At 69.9% G+C, this 25,189-nt stretch carries 23 protein-coding genes; all 23 read right to left on the bottom strand.

Annotated features, from left to right (window positions below; all coding sequences use genetic code 11):
- Positions 1 to 2 precede the first annotated feature (2 nt).
- Entirely contained in the window at positions 3 to 743 is a 741-nt protein-coding gene (locus tag CEK68_RS10360) for a flagellar motor protein (protein WP_010341770.1), read from the bottom strand.
- 343 nt (positions 744 to 1,086) lie between these two features.
- Positions 1,087 to 2,838, bottom strand: coding sequence for a chemotaxis protein CheA (locus CEK68_RS10355; RefSeq protein WP_152239306.1), 1,752 nt, complete (start codon positions 2,836 to 2,838; stop codon positions 1,087 to 1,089).
- A 4-nt stretch (positions 2,839 to 2,842) separates the two neighbouring features.
- Entirely contained in the window at positions 2,843 to 3,454 is a 612-nt protein-coding gene (locus CEK68_RS10350) for a protein phosphatase CheZ (RefSeq protein ID WP_152239305.1), read from the bottom strand.
- Positions 3,455 to 3,847, bottom strand: coding sequence for a chemotaxis response regulator CheY (gene cheY / locus CEK68_RS10345; protein WP_010341542.1), 393 nt, complete (start codon positions 3,845 to 3,847; stop codon positions 3,455 to 3,457).
- A 19-nt stretch (positions 3,848 to 3,866) separates the two neighbouring features.
- Positions 3,867 to 4,616, bottom strand: a complete 750-nt coding sequence (locus CEK68_RS10340) for an RNA polymerase sigma factor FliA (protein ID WP_010341541.1) — start codon at positions 4,614 to 4,616, stop codon at positions 3,867 to 3,869.
- Positions 4,613 to 5,497, bottom strand: coding sequence for a P-loop NTPase (locus CEK68_RS10335; protein WP_010341540.1), 885 nt, complete (start codon positions 5,495 to 5,497; stop codon positions 4,613 to 4,615). The genes CEK68_RS10340 and CEK68_RS10335 overlap by 4 nt, the downstream gene beginning before the upstream one ends.
- The gene (gene flhF, locus CEK68_RS10330) at positions 5,484 to 7,100 is read right to left on the bottom strand and encodes a flagellar biosynthesis protein FlhF (protein WP_152239304.1); all 1,617 of its coding nucleotides are present in this window, start codon (positions 7,098 to 7,100) and stop codon (positions 5,484 to 5,486) included. Before flhF ends, CEK68_RS10335 begins: the two co-directional genes overlap by 14 nt.
- 170 nt (positions 7,101 to 7,270) lie before the next feature.
- Complete coding sequence (gene flhA, locus CEK68_RS10325) at positions 7,271 to 9,331, bottom strand: flagellar biosynthesis protein FlhA (protein WP_026143395.1); 2,061 nt, start codon at positions 9,329 to 9,331, stop codon at positions 7,271 to 7,273.
- A gap of 17 nt (positions 9,332 to 9,348) precedes the next feature.
- Positions 9,349 to 10,479, bottom strand: a complete 1,131-nt coding sequence (gene flhB, locus CEK68_RS10320; RefSeq protein ID WP_017909010.1) for a flagellar biosynthesis protein FlhB — start codon at positions 10,477 to 10,479, stop codon at positions 9,349 to 9,351.
- Between the two features lie 105 nt (positions 10,480 to 10,584).
- Entirely contained in the window at positions 10,585 to 13,473 is a 2,889-nt protein-coding gene (locus tag CEK68_RS10315; RefSeq protein ID WP_152239303.1) for a diguanylate cyclase, read from the bottom strand.
- A gap of 234 nt (positions 13,474 to 13,707) precedes the next feature.
- Positions 13,708 to 14,499, bottom strand: a complete 792-nt coding sequence (fliR, locus tag CEK68_RS10310; RefSeq protein ID WP_017909008.1) for a flagellar biosynthetic protein FliR — start codon at positions 14,497 to 14,499, stop codon at positions 13,708 to 13,710.
- 529 nt (positions 14,500 to 15,028) lie between these two features.
- Complete coding sequence (locus tag CEK68_RS10300; RefSeq protein ID WP_010343869.1) at positions 15,029 to 15,298, bottom strand: flagellar biosynthetic protein FliQ; 270 nt, start codon at positions 15,296 to 15,298, stop codon at positions 15,029 to 15,031.
- Positions 15,299 to 15,302: 4 nt separating this feature from the next.
- Positions 15,303 to 16,133 carry a flagellar type III secretion system pore protein FliP gene (gene fliP / locus CEK68_RS10295; RefSeq protein ID WP_026144375.1) on the bottom strand — a complete coding sequence of 277 codons (831 nt, stop codon included), beginning with the start codon at positions 16,131 to 16,133 and terminating at the stop codon, positions 15,303 to 15,305.
- A 2-nt stretch (positions 16,134 to 16,135) separates the two neighbouring features.
- Entirely contained in the window at positions 16,136 to 16,555 is a 420-nt protein-coding gene (gene fliO, locus CEK68_RS10290) for a flagellar biosynthetic protein FliO (protein WP_193314162.1), read from the bottom strand.
- Positions 16,556 to 16,560: 5 nt separating this feature from the next.
- On the bottom strand, positions 16,561 to 16,836 hold the full coding sequence (gene fliN, locus CEK68_RS10285; protein WP_223875781.1) for a flagellar motor switch protein FliN: 276 nt from the start codon (positions 16,834 to 16,836) through the stop codon (positions 16,561 to 16,563).
- 59 nt (positions 16,837 to 16,895) lie between these two features.
- The gene (gene fliM / locus CEK68_RS10280; RefSeq protein WP_017911180.1) at positions 16,896 to 17,903 is read right to left on the bottom strand and encodes a flagellar motor switch protein FliM; all 1,008 of its coding nucleotides are present in this window, start codon (positions 17,901 to 17,903) and stop codon (positions 16,896 to 16,898) included.
- A 13-nt stretch (positions 17,904 to 17,916) separates the two neighbouring features.
- Positions 17,917 to 18,435 carry a flagellar basal body-associated FliL family protein gene (locus CEK68_RS10275; protein WP_017909004.1) on the bottom strand — a complete coding sequence of 173 codons (519 nt, stop codon included), beginning with the start codon at positions 18,433 to 18,435 and terminating at the stop codon, positions 17,917 to 17,919.
- A gap of 251 nt (positions 18,436 to 18,686) precedes the next feature.
- Complete coding sequence (locus CEK68_RS10270) at positions 18,687 to 20,003, bottom strand: flagellar hook-length control protein FliK (RefSeq protein WP_152239300.1); 1,317 nt, start codon at positions 20,001 to 20,003, stop codon at positions 18,687 to 18,689.
- Complete coding sequence (fliJ, locus tag CEK68_RS10265; RefSeq protein WP_010341649.1) at positions 20,000 to 20,461, bottom strand: flagellar export protein FliJ; 462 nt, start codon at positions 20,459 to 20,461, stop codon at positions 20,000 to 20,002. The genes CEK68_RS10270 and fliJ overlap by 4 nt, the downstream gene beginning before the upstream one ends.
- Before the next feature lie 3 nt (positions 20,462 to 20,464).
- On the bottom strand, positions 20,465 to 21,841 hold the full coding sequence (locus tag CEK68_RS10260; protein WP_152239299.1) for a FliI/YscN family ATPase: 1,377 nt from the start codon (positions 21,839 to 21,841) through the stop codon (positions 20,465 to 20,467).
- A complete protein-coding gene (locus CEK68_RS10255; RefSeq protein ID WP_017908680.1) occupies positions 21,838 to 22,461 on the bottom strand; it encodes a FliH/SctL family protein in 624 nt (207 codons plus the stop codon). The genes CEK68_RS10260 and CEK68_RS10255 overlap by 4 nt, the downstream gene beginning before the upstream one ends.
- Positions 22,458 to 23,447, bottom strand: a complete 990-nt coding sequence (fliG, locus tag CEK68_RS10250; RefSeq protein ID WP_017912588.1) for a flagellar motor switch protein FliG — start codon at positions 23,445 to 23,447, stop codon at positions 22,458 to 22,460. The genes CEK68_RS10255 and fliG overlap by 4 nt, the downstream gene beginning before the upstream one ends.
- 10 nt (positions 23,448 to 23,457) lie before the next feature.
- Entirely contained in the window at positions 23,458 to 25,179 is a 1,722-nt protein-coding gene (gene fliF / locus CEK68_RS10245; protein ID WP_043091960.1) for a flagellar basal-body MS-ring/collar protein FliF, read from the bottom strand.
- Positions 25,180 to 25,189 lie beyond the last annotated feature (10 nt).

Below are 25,189 nucleotides of genomic sequence, written 5' to 3'. Positions count from 1 at the left end.
ACTCAATGCAAGAATCCGGCCAGTTTCGATTCGATGTTGCGCGGGTTCTCGCCCTGGGCGATGGCGATCAACCCTTCGATGATCATTTCGCGCTCGCCGCAGCTGTGCTTGATCACGCTCTTGAGCTTGGCGGCCATCGGCAGGAACAGCAGGTTGGCCGAGGCGATGCCGTAGATGGTGGCGGTGAACGCGGCGGCGATGCCGTGGCCGAGCTTGCTCGGGTCGGCCAGGTTCTTCATCACCGCGATCAGGCCCAGCACCGCGCCGATGATGCCCAGTGTTGGCGCGTAGATGCCCATGCCCTCGAACACCTTGGCCGCGGCCAGGTCGCAATGTTCCTGGCCTTCCAGGTCGATCTCCAGCATGTGCCGGATCGCTTCCGGCTCCACGCCGTCCACCAGCATCTGCAGGCCCTTGCGCACGAACGGATCCTGCTGCTGCGGCACCTGGTTCTCCAGGCCGAGCAGGCCCTGGCGGCGCGCGATGTTGCTCCATTCCACGATCTGCTTGAGCAGCGCCTGGCGGTCGCTCGGCGGCGGCCACAGGATCCACTTGGCGATCTGGAACGCACGGCGGAACACGGAGGGCGGGGTGTGCACCAGGATCGCGGCGACGGTGCCGACGATCACGATCACGAACGCAGCCGGCGACCACAGCGCCGAAATGCCGGCGCCCTTGAGGATGCTGCCGCCGATGAGCGACAGAATCGCCAACAGCAGGCCGATGAGACTGAGCTTGTCCATGCAGGAGGTATCGGCCAGGGGGCTTGGGACTTGATGGGTTGGGGGCCGGGAATGGGGAATGGGGAGTCGATGAAGCCGGGATTCGGGAATGGGAATTCGGGAATCGCAAAAGCGCGCGCACGCCAACCGCTCATCCCGGCTCTATCGCGTCGCGGCTGAAGCCGCTCCCACATTGGGGGTGAGGTACACGGGAGCTGCTGTTGCGATTCCCGAATCCTGATTCCCGAATCCCAGCCTCACCGCGTCGCGGCTGAAGCCGCTTCTACGGCGGAATCAGGGGAAAACGAAGCGCCAGGGAACCCGCTCTTACGATTCCCCAATCCCCATTCCCCAATCCCGGCTTTCAGGCCTTCAAGCCATCCACATCCAGGATCAGCGCCAGGCGGCCGTCGCCGATGAGGGTGGCGCCGGCGTAGCCGGGCAGGCCGCGCAGAGAGCGCGGCAGCGGCTTGATCACCACTTCCTCGCGGCCGCGGACCTGGTCCACGACCAGGCCCATGCGCGATTCGCCGGCCTGCAGCACCACCACGGTGAGCAGCGGCAGTTGCGGGGCGTCGATGTTGAGCCACTGGCGCAGGTCCACCAGCGGCAGGGTGTGCGACTGCCGGTCGAGCACGGCGCGGCCGTCGAACCAGCCCAGCGAGCGGCGCGGGGCGTGCAGCACTTCCACCACGCGCGCCAGCGGCAGCGCGTAGACGGTATCGCCGGCCTGCACCAGCAGGGTCGGCAGGATCGCCAGGGTCAGCGGCACGCGGATCAGGAAGCGGCTGCCGCGGCCCAGTTCCGACTGGATCTGGATCTGCCCGCTGAGTTCGCGGATGCGCGACTGCACCACGTCCATGCCCACGCCGCGGCCGGAGATGTCGGTGACTTCGGATTTGGTCGAGAAGCCGGGCAGGAACACCAGGTGCAGGCATTCCTCGGTGGTCAGGCGGGCGGCGGCCTCGGGGTCGATCAGGCCCTTCTCGCGGGCCTTGGCGCGCAGCCGTTCCGGGTCGATGCCGGCGCCGTCGTCCTGCACCTCGATGCTGACGTAGTCGCCTTCCTGCTGCGCCGACAGGCGCACGTGGCCGCCGCGCGGCTTGCCGGTGGCTTCGCGCAGCGCCGGGGCTTCGATGCCGTGGTCGATCGCGTTGCGCACCAGGTGCACCAGCGGATCGGCCAGCGCCTCGACCAAGTTGCGATCGAGCTCGGTGTCGGCGCCGATCAGTTCCAGTTCCACTTCCTTGTTGAGCGAGCGGGCGACGTCGCGCGCCACCTTGGGGAAGCGCGAGAACACCTTGCCCACCGGCTGCATGCGCGTGCGCATCACCGCCGACTGCAGGCGCGCGGTGGCGATGTCCAGGCTGCTGACCGCGCGGTCCAGTTCCTCGTCGCGCAGGCGCACGCGCAGGGTCTTGAGGCGGTTGCGCGAGAGCACCAGTTCGCCGATCAGGTTGACGATCGCGTCCAGGCGCTTGGTGTCCACGCGCACGGTGTGTTCGGCTTCGGCGGCCTTGGCCGGGGCGGCCGCGGCCTTGGGCGCGGCGCTGGGCGCGCGCGGCGCCGGCTGCAGCGCCTGCGGCGTGGCCGTCGGCGGTGCATCGCCGTGCAACTGGTCCAGCAGCGCTTCGAATTCGTCGTCGCTGATCAGGTCTCCCGCGGCCGCGGCGGTGGCCGGGACGGCGGCGGGCGCGGGCGCGGCGCTCTTCGCGGGTGCGGGCGCCGGCGCGTCGTCGCCGTGCGCGTCGAACTGCGCGATCAGCTCCGGCGGCGCGCGCGGCGGCTCCTGGCCGCTGCCGAAGGCATCGAGCATCGACTGCAGGTAGTCCAGCGACTGCTGCGCGGCGTCGAAGTGCCGCGCCTGCAGGGTGGCCTGGCCGGCACGGGCCATGCCCAGGGTTTCCTCCGCCGCGTGGCACAGCTCGACCATGGCGTTGATCGCCAGGAAGCCGGCGCCGCCCTTGAGCGTGTGGAAGCCGCGGAACACGGCGTTGAGCTGGCCGCTGTCCTCGGGCGCCTGCTCCAGCGACACCAGCTGCTCGCCGAGCCGGTCCAGGATCTCCTGGGCCTCGATGATGAAGTCGGCAGCGATGTCGTCGGGTACGGCGCTCATAGCGTTACAGTCCCAGGCCCGAGAGCAGGTCGTCGGCGTCGTGCTGCGACACGCCGTGGCGGTCCAGGCCGGGCAGGGCCGGGCCGGCCAGGCTGCCGTCGGCCTTCTTGTTTTCTTCCTTCGGCGGCAGACCCAGCGCGCCGAAGCCCTCGTGCACGCGGCGCACGATGCCGGCGACGCGACGGATGATCTGCCCGGTCAGGTCCTGGAAGCTCTGCGCCAGGGCCATTTCGGTGAGGTTGTGGCGGATCTTGTCGAGGATCTCGCCCTGGTCGCCGCTGAGGCCGCCGGCGGCGAGCTGGTCGGCCAGCGCACGGCATTCCTCGGCCAGGTCCAGGGTGCGGTGGCTGGCCTGTTCGGTCATCTCCACCACGTGGTCCAGGCGCGAGCAGGCGTCGTCCAGCTCGCCGGCCTCGCTGGGCACCACCGGCAGTTCGCCGAGCGCCTGCCCCAGATCGCGCGCGAGCCGGCTCAGACCCTGCATCATCGGCCGCGTGCGCCAGGCGGCGAGGGTGTCGATCTCCCTGCGCCAGCCGGCCTCGTCGCCGTTCTCCAGCGCGTCCAGCGCGCCTTGCAGGCGTTCGATCAGGGCGGTACGTTCGGCGGTGGCTTCCATTTAGGCGGTCGCTCCCAGGCGTTCGAAGATCTTGCCCAGCTTCTCCTGCAGCGTCTGCGCGGTGAACGGCTTGATGATGTAGCCGTTCACGCCGCACTGCGCGGCCTCGATGATCTGCTCGCGCTTGGCCTCGGCGGTGACCATCAGCACCGGCAGGTGCTTGAGCTTGTCGTCGGCGCGGATGTTGCGCAGCAGATCGATGCCGGTCATGCCCGGCATGTTCCAGTCGGTGACCACGAACTCGAACGGCGCCGAGCGCAGCGCGGCCAGGGCGCTGTTGCCGTCTTCGGCCTCGGCGGTGTTGGTGAAGCCCAGATCGCCGAGCAGATTCTTGACGATGCGTCGCATCGTCGAGAAATCGTCCACGATCAAAATCCGCATGTTCTTGTTCACCACTGACTCCTAAGGGTTCCTATTCTTCGTCTTCCAGACCGGCATCGGCGACCTCGAACGCCTTCAGGCGTCCGCGCAACCGTACCGTGGCCTGGCCATGGATCTGACACACGCGCGACTCGCTGACCCCGAGCACCGCGCCGATTTCCTTGAGGTTCAATTCCTGCTCGTAGTACAGCGACAGCACCAACTGCTCGCGTTCGGGCAACTGCGCGATGGCCTTGCCCAGCTCGCGGCCGAATTCGCTGCGCTCGAGCATCTGCTGCGGATTGGGTCCGCCCTTGGCGATGGTATCCAGTTCGCCATGGTCCTCGATGCGCGACTCCAGGCTCAGCACCTGGCCGCGGGCGGCATCTTCCATCAAACGCAGGTATTCGGGAAGCGGCATGTCCATCGCCGCGGCCACTTCGTTGGCGGCGGCGGCGCGGCCGGTGCTCTGTTCGATCTTGCGGATCGCCGAGGCGGCGTCGCGGGCGCGGCGGTGCACCGAGCGCGGCACCCAGTCGCCGCGGCGGATCTCGTCGATCATCGCGCCGCGGATGCGGATCGAGGCGTAGGTCTCGAACGAGGCGCCCTGTTCGGCGTCGTAGCTGCGCGAGGCCTCGATCAGGCCGATCATGCCGGCCTGGATCAGGTCGTCGATCTCGACGCTGGCCGGCAGCCGCGCCGCCAGGTGGTGGGCGATGCGCCGGACCAGGTCCGAGTGCTGGGTGATGTAGTCGTTGGCACTGTTGCGCTGGACGGCGCGGTAATGGGCGGCGGCGTTCATGCGGCCACCCCGCGCTGGATGATGCGCTCGACGAAGAACTCGACGTTGCCGCGCGGGGCGGTCGGCGCCTGCCAGCGTGCGGTGCGCCGGGCGATCTCGGAGATCGCCTGCGCCGACGGGCTGGACGGGTAGGCCTTGACCACCGGCTGCTGGCGCTGCACCGACAGGCGCAGCCAGTCGTCCTGCGGCACGCAGCCCAGGTAGTTCAGCGACACGTCGCCGAGGAACTTCTCGCAGACCCGGCTGAGCTTGTCGTACAGCAGGCGGCCTTCGTTGAGGTCGCGGACCATGTTGGCGACGATCTGCACCCGGTCCACGCCGCGCTCGCGCGAGAGGACCTTGATCAGGGCGTAGGCGTCGGTGATCGAGGCCGGCTCGTCGCAGACCACCACCACCGCGTCCTGCGCGGCCTGGCAGAAGGTCAGCACGCTGTCGGTGATGCCGGCGGCGGTGTCGACGATCATCACGTCCAGCTCGCGCTGCAGCTCGGAGAACACGTTGACCAGGCCGACGTGCTGGGCCGGCGGCAGCTCGGCCATGTAGCGGCGGCCGGAGGCAGCGGGCACCACCATCAGCCCGTTGGGCATGTCGATCAGCACCTCTTCCAGGGTGCAGCGCCCGGCGACCAGGTCGGCCACGGTGAACTTGGGGGTCAGCCCGAGCAGCACGTCGACGTTGGCCAGGCCCAGGTCGGCGTCCAGCAGCAGGGTGCGCTTGCCCATGTCGGCCAGCGCCATGGACAGGTTCACCGAGATGTTGGTCTTGCCCACGCCGCCCTTGCCGCCGGTCACGGCGATGGTGCGCACCGGACCCAGCGGTTCGCTGCGCGTCGCCGACAGGGGGAAGGCATTGGTCAGATTGACGTAGTCACGCGACGGCATGGGTCTGCTCCGGAGTACAGGGCTTATCGGCAGCGCGCCGCAAATCTTCAAGGCGCAATACCAGGCTGGCGGCGTTGGCGCGGTGCAGGTCGTCCGGCACACGCTGTCCATCGGTCACCCAGGTGATGGGGAGGCGGTGGTCCACGACCACCGACAAGGCACTGCCGAACCGCCCGGTCTCGTCCAACTTGGTCAGGATGACCCCCTGTGGGTCGGCGCCGGCGAACCGGCGCACCACCTCGTCCAGGTCGGAGAAATGGGCGTTGGCGGGGAGGACCAGCAAGGATCGGACCACGCGCGAGGCGCGCAGCCAGTGCAGCTGGGCGGCCAGGGCGCGGTCGCGCTGGCCCATGCCGGCGGTGTCGATCAGTACCAGCTTGTAGTCGGCCAGGCGCTCCAGCAGCTGCTGCAGCGCGGCGTCGCTGTCGGCCTCGTGCACGGCGATGCCGAGCTGGCGGCCGTAGCTGTGCAGCTGTTCGCGGCCGCCGACGCGGATGGTGTCGGTGGTGACCAGGGCCACGTCGCGGGCGGCATGGCGCTCCAGGAAGCGCGAGGCCAGCTTGGCGATGGTGGTGGTCTTGCCGGCGCCGGTCGGGCCGATCAGGGCGATCACGCCGCCTTCCTCGAGCGGGTCCAGCGCGGCGATCGGCAGGCGCTTGGACAGCAGGCCCAGCATCAGCCCACGGCCGCGGTGCAGCTCGAGGTCGGCGGGGATCTGCATGACCACGTCGCGGGTGATGCCGCTGTCGAAGCCGTAGTCGTCCATCAGCTCCAGCGCCTGGGCGCGGACCGGCGAGCCGCGCAGGCGCTCGTCGGTGAGGCGGTTCATCTCGCGCTCGATCATCTGCCGCATCAGCGACAGTTCGTCGCGCAGCTGCGTCAATTGTTCGTCGTTCTGCGGGGCGGGGAAGGTCGGCACTGCCGCCAGCGCCGCGGCCGCCGGGATCCCGGCAGCGGCCGGCGCATCGGCGGTCGCGACGGGCGCGGCCGGGGCCGGGCTCGCCACCGGGGTCAGCGCCACCGCGGGCACGTCGTCGCGCCAGGCCGGCACGGCCTCGGCGGCCGGCGCCGCGGTGGCGGCGGCGAACGGACTGGGCATGGGCACGCTGATCGGGGCGTTGCGGAACACGTCCTCGGGGATGCTGAACTCGGCGCGGCCGGTGACCGGCGCTGCGGCCTTGGCCGGGGCGGCCTGGCGTGCGGCGGCAGCCGGGGCGGCCGCGGCGGGCATCGCCGAGGCGGCCAGCGCCGCCGGCTGGGTCAGCGGCCGTGCGGCGGGAGCGGCCGGCGCGGCACCGCCGCGGCGCTCGCTGATCGCGGCCATCATCGCCATCGCCGGGCTGGCGGCGGCGTCGCCGCGTGCGGCACGCGGGGCCGCAGCGGCCGGCGCCTGGCTCGCCGCGGCGGCGCGCGGCGCCTCGTCCGGGCGCACCGCATCCAGCGCCCGCTGCACCAGGGCCTCGTCGTAGTTGCTGGCGGCCACGATCTCGATGCCCTCGTCGGTGCGCCGGTTGGACAGGATCACCGCATCCGGCCCGTGCTCGTCGCGCACCATCCGGAAGGCGGTGCGCATGTCGGGGGCGACAAAGCGTTTGATCTTCATGGGTGGGAGCCGGGAATGGGGAGTGGGGAATGGGGAATTGATGCGTGATCGGTGCCGATACGTGGCGGGCCGCGGTGTCGTGTCCGGTTTTTCGTGATCGTGTTCATTGCTCTCTCCGCTGCCGGGGCAAGGGTGCGATTCCCCATTCCCTGTTCCCGTTTCCCGTCATCTCAACTGATCGTGCCCACCAGCTTCAGCCGCTTGTCCTCCGGCACTTCGCTGTAGGACAGGACCGACAGCGCGGGGACGCTGTGGCGGACCAGGCGGGCGAGGGCGGCGCGGACCTGCGCCGGCACCAGCACCACCGCCGGTTCGTTGCGCGCCTCCTGCTTGCTCACGCAGTCCGCCAGACTTTGGTGCAAGCGTTCGGCCAGTCCGGGTTCCAGCGCCGCGCCGTTGCCCTGGGTAGAGTCCTGCAAGACGCGTTCCAATTGCGGGGCCAGGGTGAACACCGGCAGTTCCGGGGCCATGCCGGCGATCTCCTGGACGATGAACCGGCCCAGGGCGTTGCGCACGGCGGCGGTGAGCGCGCCGGGTTCCTGACTCTGCGGGGCGTGCTCGACCAGGGCCTCGACGATCTTGCGCAGCTGCCGCACCGGGATCTTCTCGATGAGCAGGTTCTGCAGCACCCGCACCACCACCGACAGCGGCAGCGCCTTGGGGGTGAGGTCCTCGACCAGCTTGGGCGCGCTCTTGGCCAGGGTCGCCAGCAGCTGCTGCACTTCCTCGTGGCCGAGCAGTTCCGGGGCGTGCTCGCGGATCAGGTGCGAGAGGTGGGTGGCGATCACCGTGGCCGGGTCGACCACGGTGTAGCCCATGGTCTCGGCCTGGGCGCGCAGGTGCGGCTGGATCCAGATCGCATCCAGGCCGAACGCCGGGTCCTTGCCGGGAATGCCGTCGATCTTGCCGAGCGCGCCGCCCGGGTCCAGCGCCAGCTCGCGGTCCGGGTGGATGTCGGCGGTGGCCACCGGCACGCCGTGCACCAGCAGGCGGTAGGCGTTGGCCGGCAGTTCCAGGTTGTCGCGGATGTGCACCGGCGGCACCAGGAAACCGATGTCCTGGGTCAGCTTGCGGCGCACGCCCTTGATCCGCGCCATCAGCTCGCCACCCTGGGTCTTGTCCACCAGCGGGATCAACCGGTAGCCGACCTCCAGGCCCAATGGGTCGATCGGGCGCAGTTCGTCCCAGCCCAGTTCGGCATTGGCCTGAGCGGCGGCCGCGGCCTGTGGTGCCGCCTCGGCCGCGGCCGGCGGCGGCAGCAGGCTGCGCTTCCACATCTTCCAGGCCAGCAGGCCCAGGATCAGCGCCAGCGTCAAGAAAGCGACGTTGGGCATGCCCGGGATCAGGCCGACCAGGCCCAGGATCGCCGCGGCCACCGCCAGCGCCTTATGCTGGCCGAACACCTGGCCCATCATCGAGGCGCCCATGTCCTGCGAGCGCGAGGCGCGGGTGACCAGCATCGCCACCGCCGAGGACACCAGCAGCGCCGGCAGCTGCGCGACCAGGCCGTCGCCGATCGACAGCAGGGTGTAGGTGGAGGCGGCCTGCGCCACCGGCATGCCGTGCTGCAGCACGCCGACCGCCATGCCGCCGATCAGGTTGATGAACAGGATCAGGATGCCGGCGATGGCGTCGCCGCGGATGAACTTGCTGGCGCCGTCCATCGAGCCGTAGAAGTCCGCTTCCTCGCGCACTTCCTCGCGGCGGGCCTTGGCTTCCTCGCGGGTCAGCAGGCCGGCGTTGAGGTCGGCGTCGATCGCCATCTGCTTGCCGGGCATGGCGTCGAGGATGAAGCGTGCGGTCACTTCCGACACGCGCCCGGCGCCCTTGGTGATGACCACGAAGTTGATGATGGTCAGGATCGCGAACACCACGATGCCGACCGCATAGTTGCCGCCGATCACGAATTCGCCGAAGGCCTCGATCACCTTGCCGGCGGCGCCGTGGCCGCCCTGGCCGTTGATCAGGATCACGCGGGTGGAGGCCACGTTCAGCGCCAGGCGCAGCATCGTGGTCATCAGCAGCACGATCGGGAAGATGCTGAACTCCAGCGGCCGCTTCACGTACACCACCGCCAGCAGCACCATCAGCGAGATGGCGATGTTGAAGGTGAACAGGGCGTCCAGCACCGGTGCGGCCAGCGGCACCACGACCATCGCCAGCATCAGCAACACGATCACCGGGGCGCCGAGCCCGTGCTTGATCATGTCCATGACTTTGCGCGTGTTCATCTGAGCGGCAGGCTGACTCATGGCTGGCTCCCCGGGGCGAATTCATCCACTTCCAGCGGCGGCAACGGCGGCATCGGCCCGCTGCGCCAGGCGCGCAGCGTGTAGACGTACGAGAGGACCTGCGCCACCGCGGAATACAGTCTCACGGGAATTTCCTTGCCGAGTTGGCCTTCCCTATACAAGGCGCGTGCCAAAGGCGGCGCCGAGATCACCGCCACGCGGTGCTGCTCGCCGACCTCGCGGATGCGGAAGGCGATCTCGTCCACGCCCTTGGCGACCACGGTGGGGGCGCGCATGCGCCCGCTCTCGTACTTCAGCGCCACCGCATAGTGGGTGGGGTTGACCACCACCACGTCGGCCTTGGGCACGGCTTCCATCATCCGCCGCTGCGACATCTGCATCTGCATCTGGCGGATGCGGCCCTTGACCTCGGGGCTGCCGTCGTTTTCCTTCATTTCCCGGCGCACTTCCTCGCGGGTCATCTTCAGTTTGCGGATGTAATTCCACTTTTGATAGGGCGCGTCGATCGCCGCCAGCAGCGCCAGCGCGCCGGCGGTGTACAGCAGCAGCCGCAGGGTGAAGCCCAGGCCGTGGCCGATGGCCTGCTCCAGCGGCTGCAGCAGCAGGCCACGCAGGAAGTCGGTGCTGCCCCACAGGCACAGCATCGCGGCGCCGCCGACGAAGCCCATGCGCAGGATCGACTTGAGCAGTTCGACGATGGTCTCGGCGCCGTACATGCGGCTGAGCCCATTCATCGGGTTGAGCCGGTCGAACTTGGGCATCAGTGCCTGGCCTGAGAAGCGCAAAGTGCCCATCAGCACCGGCGCGGCGAAGCTGGCCGCCAGGCAGATGCCGACCAGCGGCAGCACCACCCAGAGCAGGTTCAGCAGCAAGTCGCCGAAATGGCCGAACATCGCCTGCGGATGCTCGCGCAGCGACAGGTCCGGGCGCAGCGCCTGTTTCAGCCAGGCCACCGCCCCGGCGGCCATGGAGGTGGACAGGCCCATCAGGGCGAAGACGCCGGCGCTGAACACCGCGGCGGTCGCCAGTTCGCGCGAATGCGGGATGTTGCCCTGTTCGCGGGCTTCGCGCAGACGTTTGTCTGTTGGCTGTTCTGTGCGCTCTGCGCCTTCTTCGCTCTCGGACATCGGGGGTGCGCTCGGCCAGGATCGACCCTGCGCACTGCAAGGACCGTGCCGGTCGCTGGCCCGGATTCCGGGCGCTGCTGCCGCGCCTCTCGGCCGCGGCGGCGGCTAGGCGAGTTGCAGCTCGACCCGGTCGCGGCCCAGCCGCTTGGCCTGGTACAGCGCCGCGTCGGCGCGCGCCAGCAGGTGCTGCAGCGGTTCGCCCGGTCGATACCAGGCCACGCCGATCGAGGCGGTGATCGCCAACTGCCGCTCGCCGATGCGCAGCGGCTGCCCGGCGATGGTGGCGCGCAGGGCCTGCAGCCGCTCGCCGCAGCTCGGCGGCAAGCCGGGCAGCACGGCCAGCAGTTCCTCGCCGCCGTAGCGGCCGACCAGGTCGGCGTCGCGCAGGTTGGCGCCCAGGCGCCGCGCCACCTCGATCAGCACCGCGTCGCCCACCAGGTGGCCGTGTTCGTCGTTGATCCGCTTGAAGTGGTCGAGGTCGATCATCGCCACTGCCAGCGGGGTCTGCTCGGCGTCGCTGCGGCGCATCTGCGCCGCCAGCGCCTCGAGGATGCCGGCGCGGTTGAGCAGGCCGGTGAGGGCGTCGTGCGAGGCCTTCACCGCCAGTGCGGCGCGGGCGATCTCCAGTTCGCGCTTGTCGTGTTCCAGCTCCTCGGTGCGCAGCGCCACCAGTTCGGCCAGTTCGCGCTGGCGCTGGTGCAGGCGGCGTTCGCGCCAGTGCAGCAGGGCCACCGCCAGGCCGCCGCCGAGCACCAGGTACAGCGCGATCATCGGCTGGCTGCGCCACCACACCGGCGCCACCGAGAACGCCACCCGCAGCGGCGCCGAGGCGCTGCGCCGGTAGGCGTCCAGCAACTGCACCTCCAGCACGTAGTGACCCGGCGCCAGCGGCGGTTGCTCGAACTCGAAGTTGGGCGTGTGCAGCCAGCGGGTGTGTGCGCCCTCGAAGCGATAGCGGAAGCTGATGCGGTTGCGCTCGTCGTACAGGTCCGGTGAGCCGACCGCGATATGCAGCGGATCCTCGCTCCAGTGCAGGCGCGCGCCCGCGGCGATGGCGGCGCCGGCACGGCTGAACTCCTTGAGCGCCAGCCTTGGCGCCTGCGCCGGGAACAGCCGCGCCGGATCCAGCAGGTGGGTGACGCCACGGCTGCTGCCCAGCCATACCGAGCCGTCGTGGTCTTCCAGGAAGGCCGATTCGGACATGTCGTTCCAGAGCAGCCCCTGCGCCTGCGTCAGCCGCGACCAGGCGCGTCCGTCGTAGACGTCCACGCCCTGGTTGTGGCTGATCCAGATCCATCCGTTGCGGGTGCGGCGCAGGCTGTACAGCTGCAGGCCGCTCAACTGCGCATCGGCCGGCTGCAGGTACAGGGTGTCGCCGTCGAGCCGCCCTTGCCAGGCCCCGGGTCCATACAGGCTGGCCCAGGCCTGGCCATCGTCCAGGACCAGCAGCTTGCTGAGCACGGGTTGCGCCGGCGCACCATCCACGATCAGCCGGATCGGCGTCCAGGTCTCGCCACGCAGTCGGAACACGCCGGTCATACCCACCGCCAGCACGCTGCCGTCGCCACGCTGCTGGATGTCCGAATACTCGCCACCGGGCAGCGCCTGCACCTTCTGCGGCACCGCGTCGGCATCGGCCGCCGCCAGCAGATACACCCCGCGGTTGCTGAGGATCCACACCCGGCCGCTCGCATCCACGAACAGCTGTTTGGCGATGCCGTCCAGCGGCGGGTAGGCGCGCAGCAGCCGGCCCTGCGCGTCGTATCGGCGCAGCGCGCCGACCGAGCCGATGCTCCACAGCGTGCCGTCCGCGGCGCGTTGCAGGCCGATCATCTGCGTGCCGTGGTCGCTGGGCCAGCGCTGGAAACGGCCATCCTCGCGCAGGCGGTCGACGCCGCCCTCGTTACCGACCAGCAGGTCGCCGCGCTGGGTGCGCTGGATGCTCCAGGTCGGCGCGCGACTGATGCCCTGCGACACATCCCAGTTCTCGATCCAGCCGTAGCCGTTCCAGCGCAGCACGCCTTCGCCATCCATGCTCAGCCACAGGTCGCCGGCCTGGTCGAAGTGCATGGCGACGATGCTGCCCTCGGGCAGGCCGTTGCGACGGTCGAAACTGCGCCAGCGTCCCTGTTCCCAGCGTGCCAGGCCCTGGTTGGTCCGCACCAGCACGCGGTGCTGCGGGTCCAGCAGGATCGGCGTGCGCGAGGTCACCAGGGCCGGTCCGTCCAGCCCGGGGGGTGTCTGCTCCTGGAAGCGCGTCGCGCCGGCCTGCAGCCGCATCACCTTGCGACTGCCGACGACCCACAGGTTCCCGTCACGGTCGCGCACCGCATTGCGCCAGAATTCGGGGGGCAGGCCCTGGGCCTGGTCGTAGTGGGTGGCGCGACCGTCGGCATCGATCCGGCACAAGGCCTTGGCGCAGCCCAGCCACAGTGTGTCGTCGACGACGAACAGGTCGTGGATGTCGGCCAGCTCCGGTTGCCGCGCCAGCGTCGCCGCATCGAACAGGGGCTGCAGTTCCCATCCCTTCGCATCGGCCTTGCGCACCGCGCGCAGCAGGCGGTGGTCGTCCAGCACCACCGTGCCCCAGGCCGGTGCGGCCAGGCGCGGGCGGTTCAGCTGGCGATGCGACGGCAGGCTGTTGTGGTCCAGCGGGAGCCACCGTGCCGGCGCGCCGTCGTCCACGTAGATCGCATCGAAGGTGGCCACCCACAGCCGCCGCTGGGCGTCCTCGGCGGCATCGGAGATGTAATGGCCGCCGTGGCCCTGCAGCTTCACTTGCTGGAACTGGTCGCCGTCGAAGGCATACAGGCCGCTTTCGCTGCAGACCAGCAGGCTGCCGTCGCGACGCTGCAGCAGACAGGTGCCGGCCAGGCCGAGCAGGCCCTGGTCCTGCGCATAGTGCCGCAACGGGATCACCTGGGCCTGTGTCGCCCCGGTGCATGTCAGTGCCGACAGCAGCAGCCACAGCGGCCCCCACAGGCATCGACCCATGACCGTGCGCATGCGCGCTCAGCCGCCGCTGCACCGCCGTGGGACACGGCGATGGCAGGCACGAGCGGGCGCTGGCAGGCGATAGGGCATGGCGTACGGCGAGCGATGGAAGGAAGGACGGACCGCGGCGATCGACGGGATCCGGGACGGTCGGCGCTGCCGCCGCCCATCCTGGCCCGCCAACGGTAGCCTGCCGTCGGTATCGGCCGCGTCGCGGCGCAGCTTGAGCGCCGGTTAGGCGGTCAGCGCGCGCGCGGCGTTGAAGGCGGCATCGAACAGCCGCTGCACCGGCGCCCCCATCTCACCGACCAGCACCGCCAGCAGCGCCAGGCCCAGCACCACCGCCACCGGCAGGCCGAGCTGGATCGGGTTCAGCGACGGCGCCGCCTTGGCCAGCGCGCCGAAGGCCAGGTTCACCGCCATCATCGCCACCATGACCGGCAGCGCCAGGGTCACCGCCCCGCGCATGATGCTCATGAAGAAGTTCGGCGCCACCGAGGCCATGGCCTGCGCATCGGGCAGCGCGGTGCCGATCGGCAGCGCCTTGTAGCTGTCCACCAGCAGCGACACCACCGCCAGATGCCCGTTGGCGGTGAAGAACATCATGCCGAAGGCCAGGTAGAACCACTGGCCGATCACCGGCGAGTTGACCCCGCGCAGCGGATCGGCCATCTGCGCGAAGCCCAGGCCGGTGCTCTGCGAGACCAGTTCCCCGGCCATCGCCCCGGCCTCGAAGATCATCCGCAGCATGAAGCCCATGCTGGCCCCCACCGCCAGCTCCCGTGCCACGCTGAGCACCACCGCGGCATTGAACCCGTCCCAGTCCGGCACCGGCGGCAGGATCGGCGCCAGCGCAATCGCCAGCGTCCCGGCCAGGATCACCCGCACCCGCCCCGGCACCGCCTTGCTCCCGACCATCGGCATCACCGTCAACATCGCCCCGATCCGCAGCATCGTCCACAGCACCGCCCCGATCATCGCGAACGCCCGCGACCCATCGACGACCATTTGCGTGGCGGCATCCATCAGCCCGAGACCCCGGCAGACATCACGAATGAACGGCCAGCCCCGACCGCGCAACGCGAGCGGTCTGCAGCCAAAGACGGACGAGCGCATTCGCGAACAACAACGGACACCGTACGGGCACACAAGACAACGCCCCCATGGCCGCAGCTATAGCTTTTGCCGTTGCCGTTGCCGTTGCCGTTGCCGTTGTTTCTGCTGTTGTTTTGCTCTTGATCCACCGGGTCCCCTCCGCAGCGGCGGAGCTGGCGGGCAAAACCCCCCGAAGGGGGGCGGCGCACAAGGACGTGCGCCGTTTTCGGTCGGGGCAGGATGCCCCGTCCGAAAATCCCGTCAGCGGAGCGAACCCGCGTAGCGGGCGCTGCGGCGGGGTGTGCTTTCTTTTGGTTACTTTTCTTTGCACAAGCAAAGAAAAGTGACTCGCCGCCAGGCGAAAGCTTTTGCTGTTGCTCTTCACATAAAGAAAAGCACGCAGAGGCATCCACCACAAAGGGAGAAGGAGCAGTCAGGGAGGCAAACACAGCCATCCCAGCTACCCAATCAAATGCGGAATACGCTGAAACAGCATCGTCGTGTACTCCACCAGATGCGCCAGCAACATACTCCCCGTCGCAAACAACATCGCCGTCAACGCCACCACCTTCGCGATGAACGCAATGGTCGGCTCATTGAGCTGCGTCGCCGCCTGGAACACACCGATCACCACACCCACCGCCAACATCGCCAGCAACAACGGCCCCGCCACCCACAACACCGTGATCAACCCGCCACGCAACTCCGTCAGCGCCAGTTCCGGACTCATGGCCTCAGACCCCGTTGAAACTGGCGGCCAGCGTGCCGACCGTCAGCACCCAGCCATCGACCAGCACGAACAGCAGAATCTTGAACGGCGCCGAGATCAGCATCGGCGACATCATCATCATGCCCATCGACATCAGCACGCTGGCCACCACCAGATCGATGATCACGAACGGGATGAAGATCAGAAAGCCGATCTCGAACGCCGTCTTCAGCTCGCTGGTCACGAACGAGGCCACCAGCACCTGGAACGGCACCGCATCCGGGCCGCTGTAGGTGCCGTTGCCCGCCATGCCCGCGAAGGTCATCAGGTCGGTCTCGCGCACCTGCGCCAGCATGAACGCGCGCAGCGGCTGCGTGGTCAGCGTCCACGCCGTCTGGAAATCGATCTGGCCGTTGAGATACGGGCTCATGCCCTGGCCCCAGGCCTTTTCCCACACCGGCATCATCACCAACGCGGTCAGGAACAGCGCCAGGCCCATCAGCACCTGGTTGGACGGCGTCTGCCCGGTGCCCAGCGCCTGCCGCAGCAGGCCGAGCACGATGGTGATGCGGGTGAAGGCGGTCAGCACCAGCAGCAGCGACGGCAGCAGGGTGATGGCCGTCATCAGCAGCAGCGTCTGCAGCGGCAGGCTCACCGGCTGCGCGCCGATCTTGCCGACGTTGACCTCCGGCAGCGAGGGCAGGGTGGGCGCGGCGTTCTGCGGATTCTGCGCGGTCGGCGTGGCGGCGGGCGCCTGCGCGGCCTGCGCCCAGGCAAAGGCGGGCAGCAGGCTCAGCGTCAACAGGATCAGCAGCAGGCGCAGCCGGCGGGCGTTGCGGTTCCAGAAAAACGGCATGATCATTTGTCCTTGCGCAGCTTCTGCGCCAGAAGCTGGGCGAAATCGGGAAGCTGCTTGAACGGCTTGATCGAGGGCAGGGTCGGCGCAGGCGCCTGCGGCAGCGGCTCGGGCAGCTGATGCAAGGTGCGTACCCCGCCGGGCGAGACGCCGAGCAGCAGCTGTTCGCCGTTGACCTCGACCACCACCACCCGCTCCTTGGCGCCGACCGCCAGGCTGGCGACCACGCGCAGGCCTTGCGCCGGGCGGAAGCCGCTGCCGGGCAGGCGCTTGAGCACCCAGGCCATGGCCAGGATCAGGCCCAGCACCAGCAGCAGCGCGAACACCGCGCCGAGCAGGCTGGGCGCCGACGGTGCCGCGTTGCCGACGCCCGAGCCGTGCCTGGCGGTCTGCGTGGCAGCCTGCGTGGCGACGGCGAGCAGCAGGCTCACCGCAGTCTCCGGATGCGCTCGCTGGGGCTGACCACGTCGGTCAGGCGCACGCCGAAGCGGTCGTTGATGGTCACCACCTCGCCGTGCGCGATCAGGGTGCCGTTGACGTAGACGTCCAGCGGTTCGCCGGCGCCGCGCTCCAGTTCCACCACCGAACCCTGATTGAGCTGCAGCAGGTTGCGGATCGGAATGCGGCTGCGGCCGACTTCCAGCGACAGCGTCACCGGCACGTCCAGGATCACGTCCAGGTTCAGGTCGTTGGACTCGGCCATGGCGTCCGGCTGCAGGCTGTCGAACTGGGCCGGCGCCGGCTGGGTGGGATCGGTTTGGGTCATGGCAGGTCTTCCTGGGGAGCGGGGCGGCGGCGCAGCGCGCCGGGGGGATGGGTGGCGGTGATCTTCACCGCGTTCTGGCCGTGCGAGATGCCGAACTCGCCGGTGAACACCGGGATGTTCTCCACGCACAGCGGCACCTGCTTGGGCAGGTCGATCGGCAGCACGTCGCCGATCTTCAGCCGGGTCAGCTCGCGCAGGCTCATCTGCTTCTGCGCCAGCACGCTGGAAATGGTGACCTCCGAGCCGAACAGCTGCTCGCGCAGCATGATGTTCCAGCTCTCGTCGCGGTCCACGCGGTCGCTCTGGATGCCGGCGTCGAGCAGTTCGCGGATCGGCTCCAGCATCGAGTACGGCAGGGTCACGTGGATCTCGCCGCCGCCGCCTTCCAGCTCCACGTGGAAGCGGCTGACCACCACGTACTCGCGCGGGGTGACGATGTTGGCGAAGTGCGGGTTGACCTCGGAATTGAGGTACTCGAACTCCACCTCCATCACCGGCGCCCAGGCTTCGGCCAGGTCGGCGAAGGTCTGCTTGAGCATCAGCTGGATCACCCGCATCTCGGTCGGGGTGAACTCGCGGCCCTCGATGCGGGTGGGGTAGCGGCCGTCGCCGCCGAAGAAGTTGTCGACCACGGTGAACACCAGGGTCGGCTCGAACACGATCAGGCCGGTGCCGCGCAGCGGCTTGAACTTGATCAGGTTCAGGTTGCTCGGCACGTACAGCGAGTGCATGTAGTCGTTGAACTTGATCAGGTCGATGCCGCGCACCGACAGGTCGGCCGAGCGCCGGATCAGGTTGAACAGGCCGATCCGCCACAGGCGCGCGAAGCGCTCGTTGACCATCTCCAGGGTCGGCATGCGCCCACGGATGATCCGGTCCTGGCTGGAGAAGTCGTAGTTGCGCGCCTCGCCCGGCTCGGCCGGCGCCGGCTCGGTGTCCACCACGCCCGCGTCGACGCCATGCAGCAGGGCATCGATCTCGTCTTGGGAGAGCAGGTCGGTCATCGCGGCAGCGCCTTTACTGGGTCACGAAGCTGGTGAACAGGAGTTCTTCCACGCACTTCTTGCCGGTCTCGGCGGTCATCAGCTTCTGCGCGTCGGCCAGCGCCGCGGCCTGCAGCTTCTTGCGCCCATCGATGTTGGCGATGTCCTGCGCCTGCACCTGCGAGAACAGCATCAGCAGGTGCGCGCGGATCGCCGGGGCGTTCTCGGTGATCAGCTTCAGCTCTTCCGGGTCGCGGGTCATCAGCTGCACTTCGAGCTGCAGATAGTGCGGGCCGTCTTCCGCGCCGCCGTTGAGGTTGACCACGAACGCCGGGTCCATCGCGAAGTACTGCGCCGGCTTGGGGATCTCGGCGGTCTTTTCCTCGGCCTTGGCGTGGCCGCCCTCGGGCTTCTTCAGGAAGAAGAACGCGCCGGCACCGCCGCCGCCCAGCACCAGCACCGCCGCGACGACGATGATCAGCAGCTTCTTCTTCGACTTGCCGCCTTCCGGGGCGTCCTTGGCGTCTTTCTTGGATTTGTCGGCGGCTGACACTGAGCGGGCTCCTGAGGGGGGTCTGCCCCTGAGGATGCAATCGCCGTGCCGAAACCGGGCGCCTGGCGCGCCGGGTGTTTGACGGCGCCGCCGCGCGCGCCATGCCGGCGCGGGCCGAGACCGTTGTGGGAGAGGGGGTCGGGCCCAGCGGAGGGGCCTCAACCCCGACGTATCCTTCCGACGAACGTCGAGGCCGAGACCCGTCCCACTCCCTCGATCGCCGTGAAGGGGCGGCGGCGCGCCCCGGATCGTCAGGCGTAGGCGTCGAGCAGACCGCGCTGGCGCAACACCACTGCCGGAATCCCGACGCTGCCGGACAGGTCGTCGGCGAGCTCGCCGCCGCTGCGGCCGCCGCCCTGCGGCGTGCCCTGCGCATTGGCCTGCTGTTGCTGCGGCTGCTGCTGGCCGACGTCGGCCTGGCCGAGCTGGAAGCCGTGCTGGCCGAGCATGTCGCGCAGGCGCGGCAGGCTGTTCTCGAGGGCCTGGCGCACGTCGGCCTGGTTGCTGCTGAAGCTGGCGTTGACCTGGTCGCCGGTCATGTGCAGGCGCACTTCGACCGGGCCGAGCTCGGCCGGATTGAGCTTGATGTGGGCGTGGCCGATCTTCTGGTCGGCCAGCCAGCTGATGCGCGCGCCCAGTTCCTCGTCGAACTGGTTGCCGTGCAGGTTCGGGGTCGGCGTGGGCGAGCCGGTGAACGGCTGCGGATCGGCCAGCCGCGCCGTGGCGTGCAGTGGGGCCGCCGCCGTGGTCGGCACGATCGCGCTGGGATCGGCGGCGGGCGCGGCGTCGCCGCTCTCGCCACTCTTGCCGCCGGCCGCGGCGGCGATGGCGGCCAGCGCCGCCAACGGCGCCGCGGTGTCGGCGCCGCTCGCCTTGTCGGCGGACCCGGCCTGCGCCAACTGCATCGCGCCGAAGCCGCCGGCCGCAGAGGCCGGGGCGGTGCCGGCCGTTGCGGCAGTGCCGGCGGTGGCGGCAGTCGGATCGGTGGCGCCGGCCGCGGTCTGGGCCGCGGCGTCGCCGCCGAGCAGGGCGCCTACGCCGTTGGCCACGGCGCCGGCGACGCCGACCGCCAGCCCGGCCGCTGCGCCCAGCGGGGTCGCGGTGGCCGCCGGCAGCACCGCCGCGCCGATCGCCGGTAGCAGGCCCAGGCCGATACCGGCCAACCCGGCCGGCGGCCAGGCGCTGTCGTCGGGCTTGGCGTCCTCGTGCTTGTCTTCGGTCTTGGCCTTGCCCTTGTCGCTGCCCGAGGCCTTGGTCTCGGTGCTGCTCTTCTCGGCGTCCTGGGCGACCTTGTCGCCGGCCTGCGCGGTGCGCGCGGGGTCGCTGGCGGTGTCGTCCGCGGCGGCCGGACGCTTGTCCGCCTGGTCCTTGCCGGCGTTCTGCGCCGGCTTGGGCGTCTCGCGGGCGGCGGGCTTGGGCGCGGTGGTACGCGCCGAGCCGCCGCCGCCGAGCAGCTTGGCGAAGTCCTTGTCCTTGCCGCCGGCGCGGTCGGTGCCCTGCGTGTCGTTGCCGCCGCCGATCTGGCTGGCGCGGCCACTGCCGCCCAGCGCGGAAAGCGCGTTGTTCATCGTCCGTCTCCGTCATCGTGTTCGTCGGCGGTGGCCGCCAGGCGCGCGCGGCGCGCGCCCAGGTCGTCCATCTCGCGCTGGCTGCGGCGGTCGTCGACCTTGCGTTCCTGCGCGCGGTAGCTGGCCGCGAGCTGTTCCAGCACCTGCTTGTCGCGGCTGGCCAGCAGCAGCCGGCTGCGCTCCATCTCCACCTTTTCGCGGTTGCGGTCCACGGTCTGGCACTGCTGCTGCACCGCGCTCTCCAGCCGGTCCAGGAAGGCGCGGCGGTTGGCCAGTTGCGCCAGGCTGGTCGCGGCCATCTGGCTGTTGGCGTACTCCTCGGCGTAGCGGCGCAGTTCCTCCAGCCGCGACTCGTGGGTGGCCAGGGCGCGCTGGCGCTCGGCGAGATCGCGCGCGACCTCGTCTTCGTGCTGCTGGGCGCGGCGGAGCAGGGGATCGAGACGTTGCGATTGCATCATGGCTTAGTTCTCGCGGTCGACCAGGCGCTTGAGGGCGGCCTGGCTGTGGGGCAGATCTGCGGCTTTGGCGACGTCCTGTCCGAGGAATTCCATGATCTCCGGCCAGCGCTCCAGCGCTTCGTCCACGGCCGGATCGTTGCCGCGCTGGTAGGCGCCGATGGTGATCAGGTCGCGGTTGGCCGAGTACGCGGCCACCAGCCGCTTCAGCGAGCGGATGCGCAGGCGCCACGGCTCGTCGGCGATGTCCTGGACCACGCGGCTGACCGAGGACTCGACGTCGATGGCCGGGTACAGGCCGCTATCGGCGACGCGCCGCGACAGCAGGATGTGGCCGTCGAGGATGGCGCGCGCGGCATCGGCGATCGGGTCCTGCGGATCGTCGCCTTCGGTGAGCACGGTGTAGAAGGCGGTGATCGAGCCGCGGCCCTTGGCGCCGTTGCCGGCGCGTTCGACCAGCGCCGGCAGCTTGGCGAACACCGACGGCGGATAGCCGCGGGTGGTCGGCGGCTCGCCCACCGACAGGCCGATCTCGCGCTGGGCCTGGGCGAAGCGGGTCAGCGAGTCCATCAGCAGCAGCACGTTCAGGCCCTGGTCGCGGAACCATTCGGCGATGGCGGTGGCGCGGTAGGCGCCGTGCAGGCGCGCCAGCGGCGGGCGGTCGGCCGGGGCGGCGACCACCACGGCGCGGCGCAGGCCTTCCTCGCCCAGGGTGGTCTCGACGAAATCGCGCACTTCGCGGCCGCGTTCGCCGATCAGCCCGACCACGATCACGTCGGCGGCGGTGTAGCGGGTCATCATGCCCAGCAGGGTGGACTTGCCGACGCCGGAGCCGGCGAACAGGCCCACGCGCTGGCCGCGGCCGATCGGCAGCAGCGCGTTGATCGCGCGCACGCCCACGTCCAGCGGGGTGGTGATCGGTTCGCGCGCCAGCGGGTTGATCGACACGCCGGCCATGCCCACCGAGCCTTCGGCGCGGATCGGACCCTTGCCGTCCAGCGGCACGCCGTCCGAGTCGATCACCCGGCCGAGCAGACCTTCGCCCACTTCGACGCCGCCGCGGCGGTGCAGCGGCACCACCCGCGCGTTGGGCAGCAGACCGTGGGTTTCGGCACTGGGCATCAGCGAGGTGCGGTCGCCGGAGAAGCCGACGACTTCCGCGTCGACCCAGCCGCCGTCGACCTCGACCTTGCAGGTGGCGCCCATCGGCGCCTCGCAGCCGACGGCTTCCAGGGTCAGGCCGACCGCGCGGCGCAGGATGCCTTCGCGGATCAGGCCGCGGCCGGCGGCCGCGTCCAGATCGAGCTTGCCGAGGCGGCCGGCCAGGCGCAGGTTGCGCGCATCCAGCCAGTCGGCGGGGTGGGTGCCGGACAGCGCGCTCACAGGCCCGCTCCGGACTTGCGCATCACCGTTTCCAGGGCCGCGCGCAGGCGCGCCTCGAGGGTGCCGTCGATGCGCACCGATTCGGCGTGCACGCGCAGGTCGCCGCGGCTCAGGCTCAGGTCCGGCACCAGCCGGATGCCCTGATCCATCAGCGTCAGCAGCGGGGTCAGCGCGGCGATGTCGTCCGGGTGCAGGCGCACCTCGACGTCGCGGCGCGCGCCGCCGACCGCGTCCAGCGCCTCGGCGACCAGTTCCGACAGCAGCACCGGGTCGGCCTGGTAGGCGCGGCCGACCAGGCTGCCGGCGATGCGCACGGCCAGCTCGCCGAGCGCGCCGACCACCTCGTTCTCCAGCCGCGCCAGCGGCCGCGAGAAGTTGTCCAGGATGCCTTCGATCTGTGCGGTGAGGCGGCGGATCTCGGCCTGGCCCTGGGCCAGGCCCTCGGCGTGGCCGCGTTCGAAGCCTTCGTGCTGGGCCGCGGCCTCGATCGCCTGGATCTCCTCCAGGCTCGGCGGACGCAGCACCGGCTCGTCGGGCAGCGCGTCTTCGTAGGGCAGCGCCGCCAGCGCGGACGGGGCATCGAGTTCCGGCGCCAGCCAGCGCACCACGTTGCCGTTCATACCATGGCCTCCGCACCGCTACCGCCCAGGCTGATCACGCCTTCGTCGGCCAGGCGCCGCACGATCGCCAGGATTTCCTTCTGCGCGGCTTCCACGTCGGACAGGCGCACCGGGCCGCGCGCCTCCATGTCTTCCAGCAGGATCTCGGCGGCGCGCTGGGACATGTTCTTGGTGATCTTGTCGCGCACCTTGATGTCGGCGCCGCGCAGGGCCAGGCCGAGACGGTCGCCGCTGACTTCGCGGAGCATGGTCTGCAGGCCGCGGTCGTCCAGCTCCACCAGATTGTCGAACACGAACATCAGGTCCTGGATGCGGCTGCCCAGGTCGGCGTCGATCTTGCTGATCGCCGACAGCACGCCCTGGTCCGAGCCGCTGTCCAGGAAGTTGAGGATGTTGGCCGCGACCTTGACCCCGCCCACGTTGGACGACTTCAGGTTCTGGTTGCCGGAGAACTGCCGCTCCATGATCTCGTTGAGCTCGTTGAGCGCGTGCGGCGGGATGCCGTCGAGGGTGGCGATGCGCATCAGCACGTCGGCGCGGGTGCGCTCGGGCAGCAGCTTCAGCGCCTCGGCGGCCTGGTCGCTGTCCAGGTGCGCCATCACGATGGCGATGATCTGCGGATGCTCGTTGCGCACCAGGTCGGCGATGGAGCGCGGGTCCATCCACTTCAGGGTGTCCAGGCCGGTGGTGTTGCGGCCCAGCAGGATGCGGTCGATCAGGCTGCCGGCCTTGTCGGCGCCCAGCGCCTGCACCAGCACGTTGCGGATGTAGTCGTCGGCGCCCACGCCCAGCGAGGTCTTGCTGCCCAGCTCGGCGTTGAACTCCTCCATGACCTTCTCGACCTGGTCGCGCGAGATGCCGCTCAGCGTCGCCATGGCGATGCCGATCTTCTGCACCTCCTTGGGGTCCATGTGCTTGAGCACCTCGGCCGCGTCGGCCTCGCCGAGCGACAGCAGCAGCACGGCGGCGCGCTGGGTGCCATTCATTGCGTTCGCATCAGGCTTCACTGGCGACCCATCCCTTCACGACCTGCGCCACGCGCTTGGAATCCTGTTTGACCGCTTCGCGGGCCTGACGCAACCGTTCTTCGTAGGCGTCGGGCAGGGCGATGGCGGGATTGCCGCCAGCGCCGCCGCTGAGGCTGGCGGTGTCCTCACCCAGCGACGGCAGCAGCGGGTTGTCGTCGTCGAGCATCGACAGCTTGGCGTCGCGCGGCTCGTTGCCGTCGCGGTCGTGGCCCACCGACGCGGCCGGCGCGGGACCGGCGATCTGGCGCAGCGCCGGGCGCAGCACGCCGAACAGCAGCGCCAGCACCACCGCCGCACCCAGCACCAGGCGCGCGACGTTCATCACCCGCGGATCTTCCCACCAACCGGGCTTGTCGGCCGCTTCCGGGGCCTGGCGGACGAACGGGGCGTTCATCACCGAGACGGTGTCGCCGCGTTCGGCGTTGAAGCCCACCGCCTGCTTGACCAGGCCTTCGATGCGGGTCAGCTCGGCGGCGCTGAGCGCCTGCTCGGTCATCTTGCCCTTGGCGCCCGGCCGCATCACGTGGTCCACCAGCACCGCCACCGAGACGCGCTTGATGCGCCCGGCCGGCTGCCGGGTGTGCTGCAGGGTGCGGTCCAGCTCGTAGTTGCGGGTGGCGCTCTTGGAGCTTTCGGTCGGGGTCGCGGCGGCGGCCTGCTGGGTGCCGGCGGTGCCCGCGGCGGGCGGGGCGCCGGTGGCGCCCGGCTGGCCCGGCGCGCTGCCCGGCGAGTTGCTGGTCGCGCCGGGCGCGCCCTGCGGACCGCTGGTGCTGGTGCTGCTGTCGCTGACCTGCTCGCTGCGCAGCTTCGGCGGGTCGCCGTTGTACAGCTCGCGCGCTTCCTCGACCACCGAGAAGTCCATGTCCACGTTCACTTCCGGGTTGACCCGGCCCGGGCCGGTCATCGGCTCCAGCAGTTCGCGGATGCGCTGGTTGTAGGCGCTTTCCTGGCGCCGCACCTGATCGAACTGGGCGGCGTTGAGCGCGGCATCGCTGTTGGGGTCGGCGATGGTCAGCATGCGCCCGCTCTGGTCGACCACGGTGACGCGGTCCGGCGCCAGGTCGGGGATGCTGGAGGCGACCATGTTGACGATCGCATCGACCTGGTTGCGTTCCAGGGTGGTGCCGCCGCGCAGTTCCAGTACCACCGAGGCGCTGGCGGCCTCGCGCTGGCGGGTGAACGCGCTCGGCTTGGGGATGGCCAGGTGCACCCGCGCCTCGCGCACCGGGCGCAGGCTGGCGATGGTGCGCGCCAGTTCGGTTTCCAGGGCGTGCTGGTAGCGCGCGTTCTCCACGAACTGGCTGACCCCGAAGCCGGGATCCTTTTCCATCACTTCGAAGCCCATGTTGCCGTTGTCGGTCAGGCCGGCGCCGGCCAGCTTCAGCCGCGCGTCGTACAGCTTGTCCTCCGGCACGGTGATCGCGCCGGTGGCCTGGTCGAGCTTGAACGGGATCTGCGCGGTGCGCAGCAGGTCGGTGGCCTCGGCCGTGCCCTTCTCGTCCAGGCCGGTGTACAGGGGAGTGTAGGCCGGCTTCTGCGACCAGAAGAACACGAACAGGCCGGCGGCCACGGCCACCGCGATCATCGCCATCAGGCCGATGCGCCGGGTGAGCTGCAGGCTCTGCAGGCGGTCGAACCAGGCCCCGGCCTTTTCGCTGTTGAATGTGTCTTTGCTGATCGCAAGCGCCATCGTCTTCTAC

The organism is Xanthomonas sp. LMG 12461, assembly GCF_009192935.1.
GTDB classification, from domain to species: Bacteria; Pseudomonadota; Gammaproteobacteria; order Xanthomonadales; family Xanthomonadaceae; genus Xanthomonas_A; species Xanthomonas_A sontii.
This window is presented reverse-complemented; position numbering and strand designations above follow the sequence as displayed.

Excerpts from the sequence above, each read along its gene's own strand:
- CEK68_RS10270 (WP_152239300.1), bottom strand. The coding sequence starts at position 20,003 with ATGAACAACGCGCTTTCCGCGCTGGGCGGCAGTGGCCGCGCCAGCCAG.
- fliP (WP_026144375.1), bottom strand. The coding sequence starts at position 16,133 with ATGCCGTTTTTCTGGAACCGCAACGCCCGCCGGCTGCGCCTGCTGCTG.
- CEK68_RS10255 (WP_017908680.1), bottom strand. The coding sequence starts at position 22,461 with ATGAACGGCAACGTGGTGCGCTGGCTGGCGCCGGAACTCGATGCCCCG.
- flhA (WP_026143395.1), bottom strand. The coding sequence starts at position 9,331 with ATGAACACGCGCAAAGTCATGGACATGATCAAGCACGGGCTCGGCGCC.
- CEK68_RS10355 (WP_152239306.1), bottom strand. The coding sequence starts at position 2,838 with ATGAGCGCCGTACCCGACGACATCGCTGCCGACTTCATCATCGAGGCC.
- flhB (WP_017909010.1), bottom strand. The coding sequence starts at position 10,479 with ATGTCCGAGAGCGAAGAAGGCGCAGAGCGCACAGAACAGCCAACAGAC.
- CEK68_RS10350 (WP_152239305.1), bottom strand. The coding sequence starts at position 3,454 with ATGGAAGCCACCGCCGAACGTACCGCCCTGATCGAACGCCTGCAAGGC.
- CEK68_RS10335 (WP_010341540.1), bottom strand. The coding sequence starts at position 5,497 with ATGCCGTCGCGTGACTACGTCAATCTGACCAATGCCTTCCCCCTGTCG.
- CEK68_RS10340 (WP_010341541.1), bottom strand. The coding sequence starts at position 4,616 with ATGAACGCCGCCGCCCATTACCGCGCCGTCCAGCGCAACAGTGCCAAC.
- CEK68_RS10315 (WP_152239303.1), bottom strand. The coding sequence starts at position 13,473 with ATGGGTCGATGCCTGTGGGGGCCGCTGTGGCTGCTGCTGTCGGCACTG.
- fliJ (WP_010341649.1), bottom strand. The coding sequence starts at position 20,461 with ATGATGCAATCGCAACGTCTCGATCCCCTGCTCCGCCGCGCCCAGCAG.
- fliM (WP_017911180.1), bottom strand. The coding sequence starts at position 17,903 with ATGACCGACCTGCTCTCCCAAGACGAGATCGATGCCCTGCTGCATGGC.
- fliF (WP_043091960.1), bottom strand. The coding sequence starts at position 25,179 with ATGGCGCTTGCGATCAGCAAAGACACATTCAACAGCGAAAAGGCCGGG.
- CEK68_RS10300 (WP_010343869.1), bottom strand. The coding sequence starts at position 15,298 with ATGAGTCCGGAACTGGCGCTGACGGAGTTGCGTGGCGGGTTGATCACG.
- fliR (WP_017909008.1), bottom strand. The coding sequence starts at position 14,499 with ATGGATGCCGCCACGCAAATGGTCGTCGATGGGTCGCGGGCGTTCGCG.
- fliN (WP_223875781.1), bottom strand. The coding sequence starts at position 16,836 with ATGGCCGAGTCCAACGACCTGAACCTGGACGTGATCCTGGACGTGCCG.
- CEK68_RS10360 (WP_010341770.1), bottom strand. The coding sequence starts at position 743 with ATGGACAAGCTCAGTCTCATCGGCCTGCTGTTGGCGATTCTGTCGCTC.
- flhF (WP_152239304.1), bottom strand. The coding sequence starts at position 7,100 with ATGAAGATCAAACGCTTTGTCGCCCCCGACATGCGCACCGCCTTCCGG.
- fliG (WP_017912588.1), bottom strand. The coding sequence starts at position 23,447 with ATGAATGGCACCCAGCGCGCCGCCGTGCTGCTGCTGTCGCTCGGCGAG.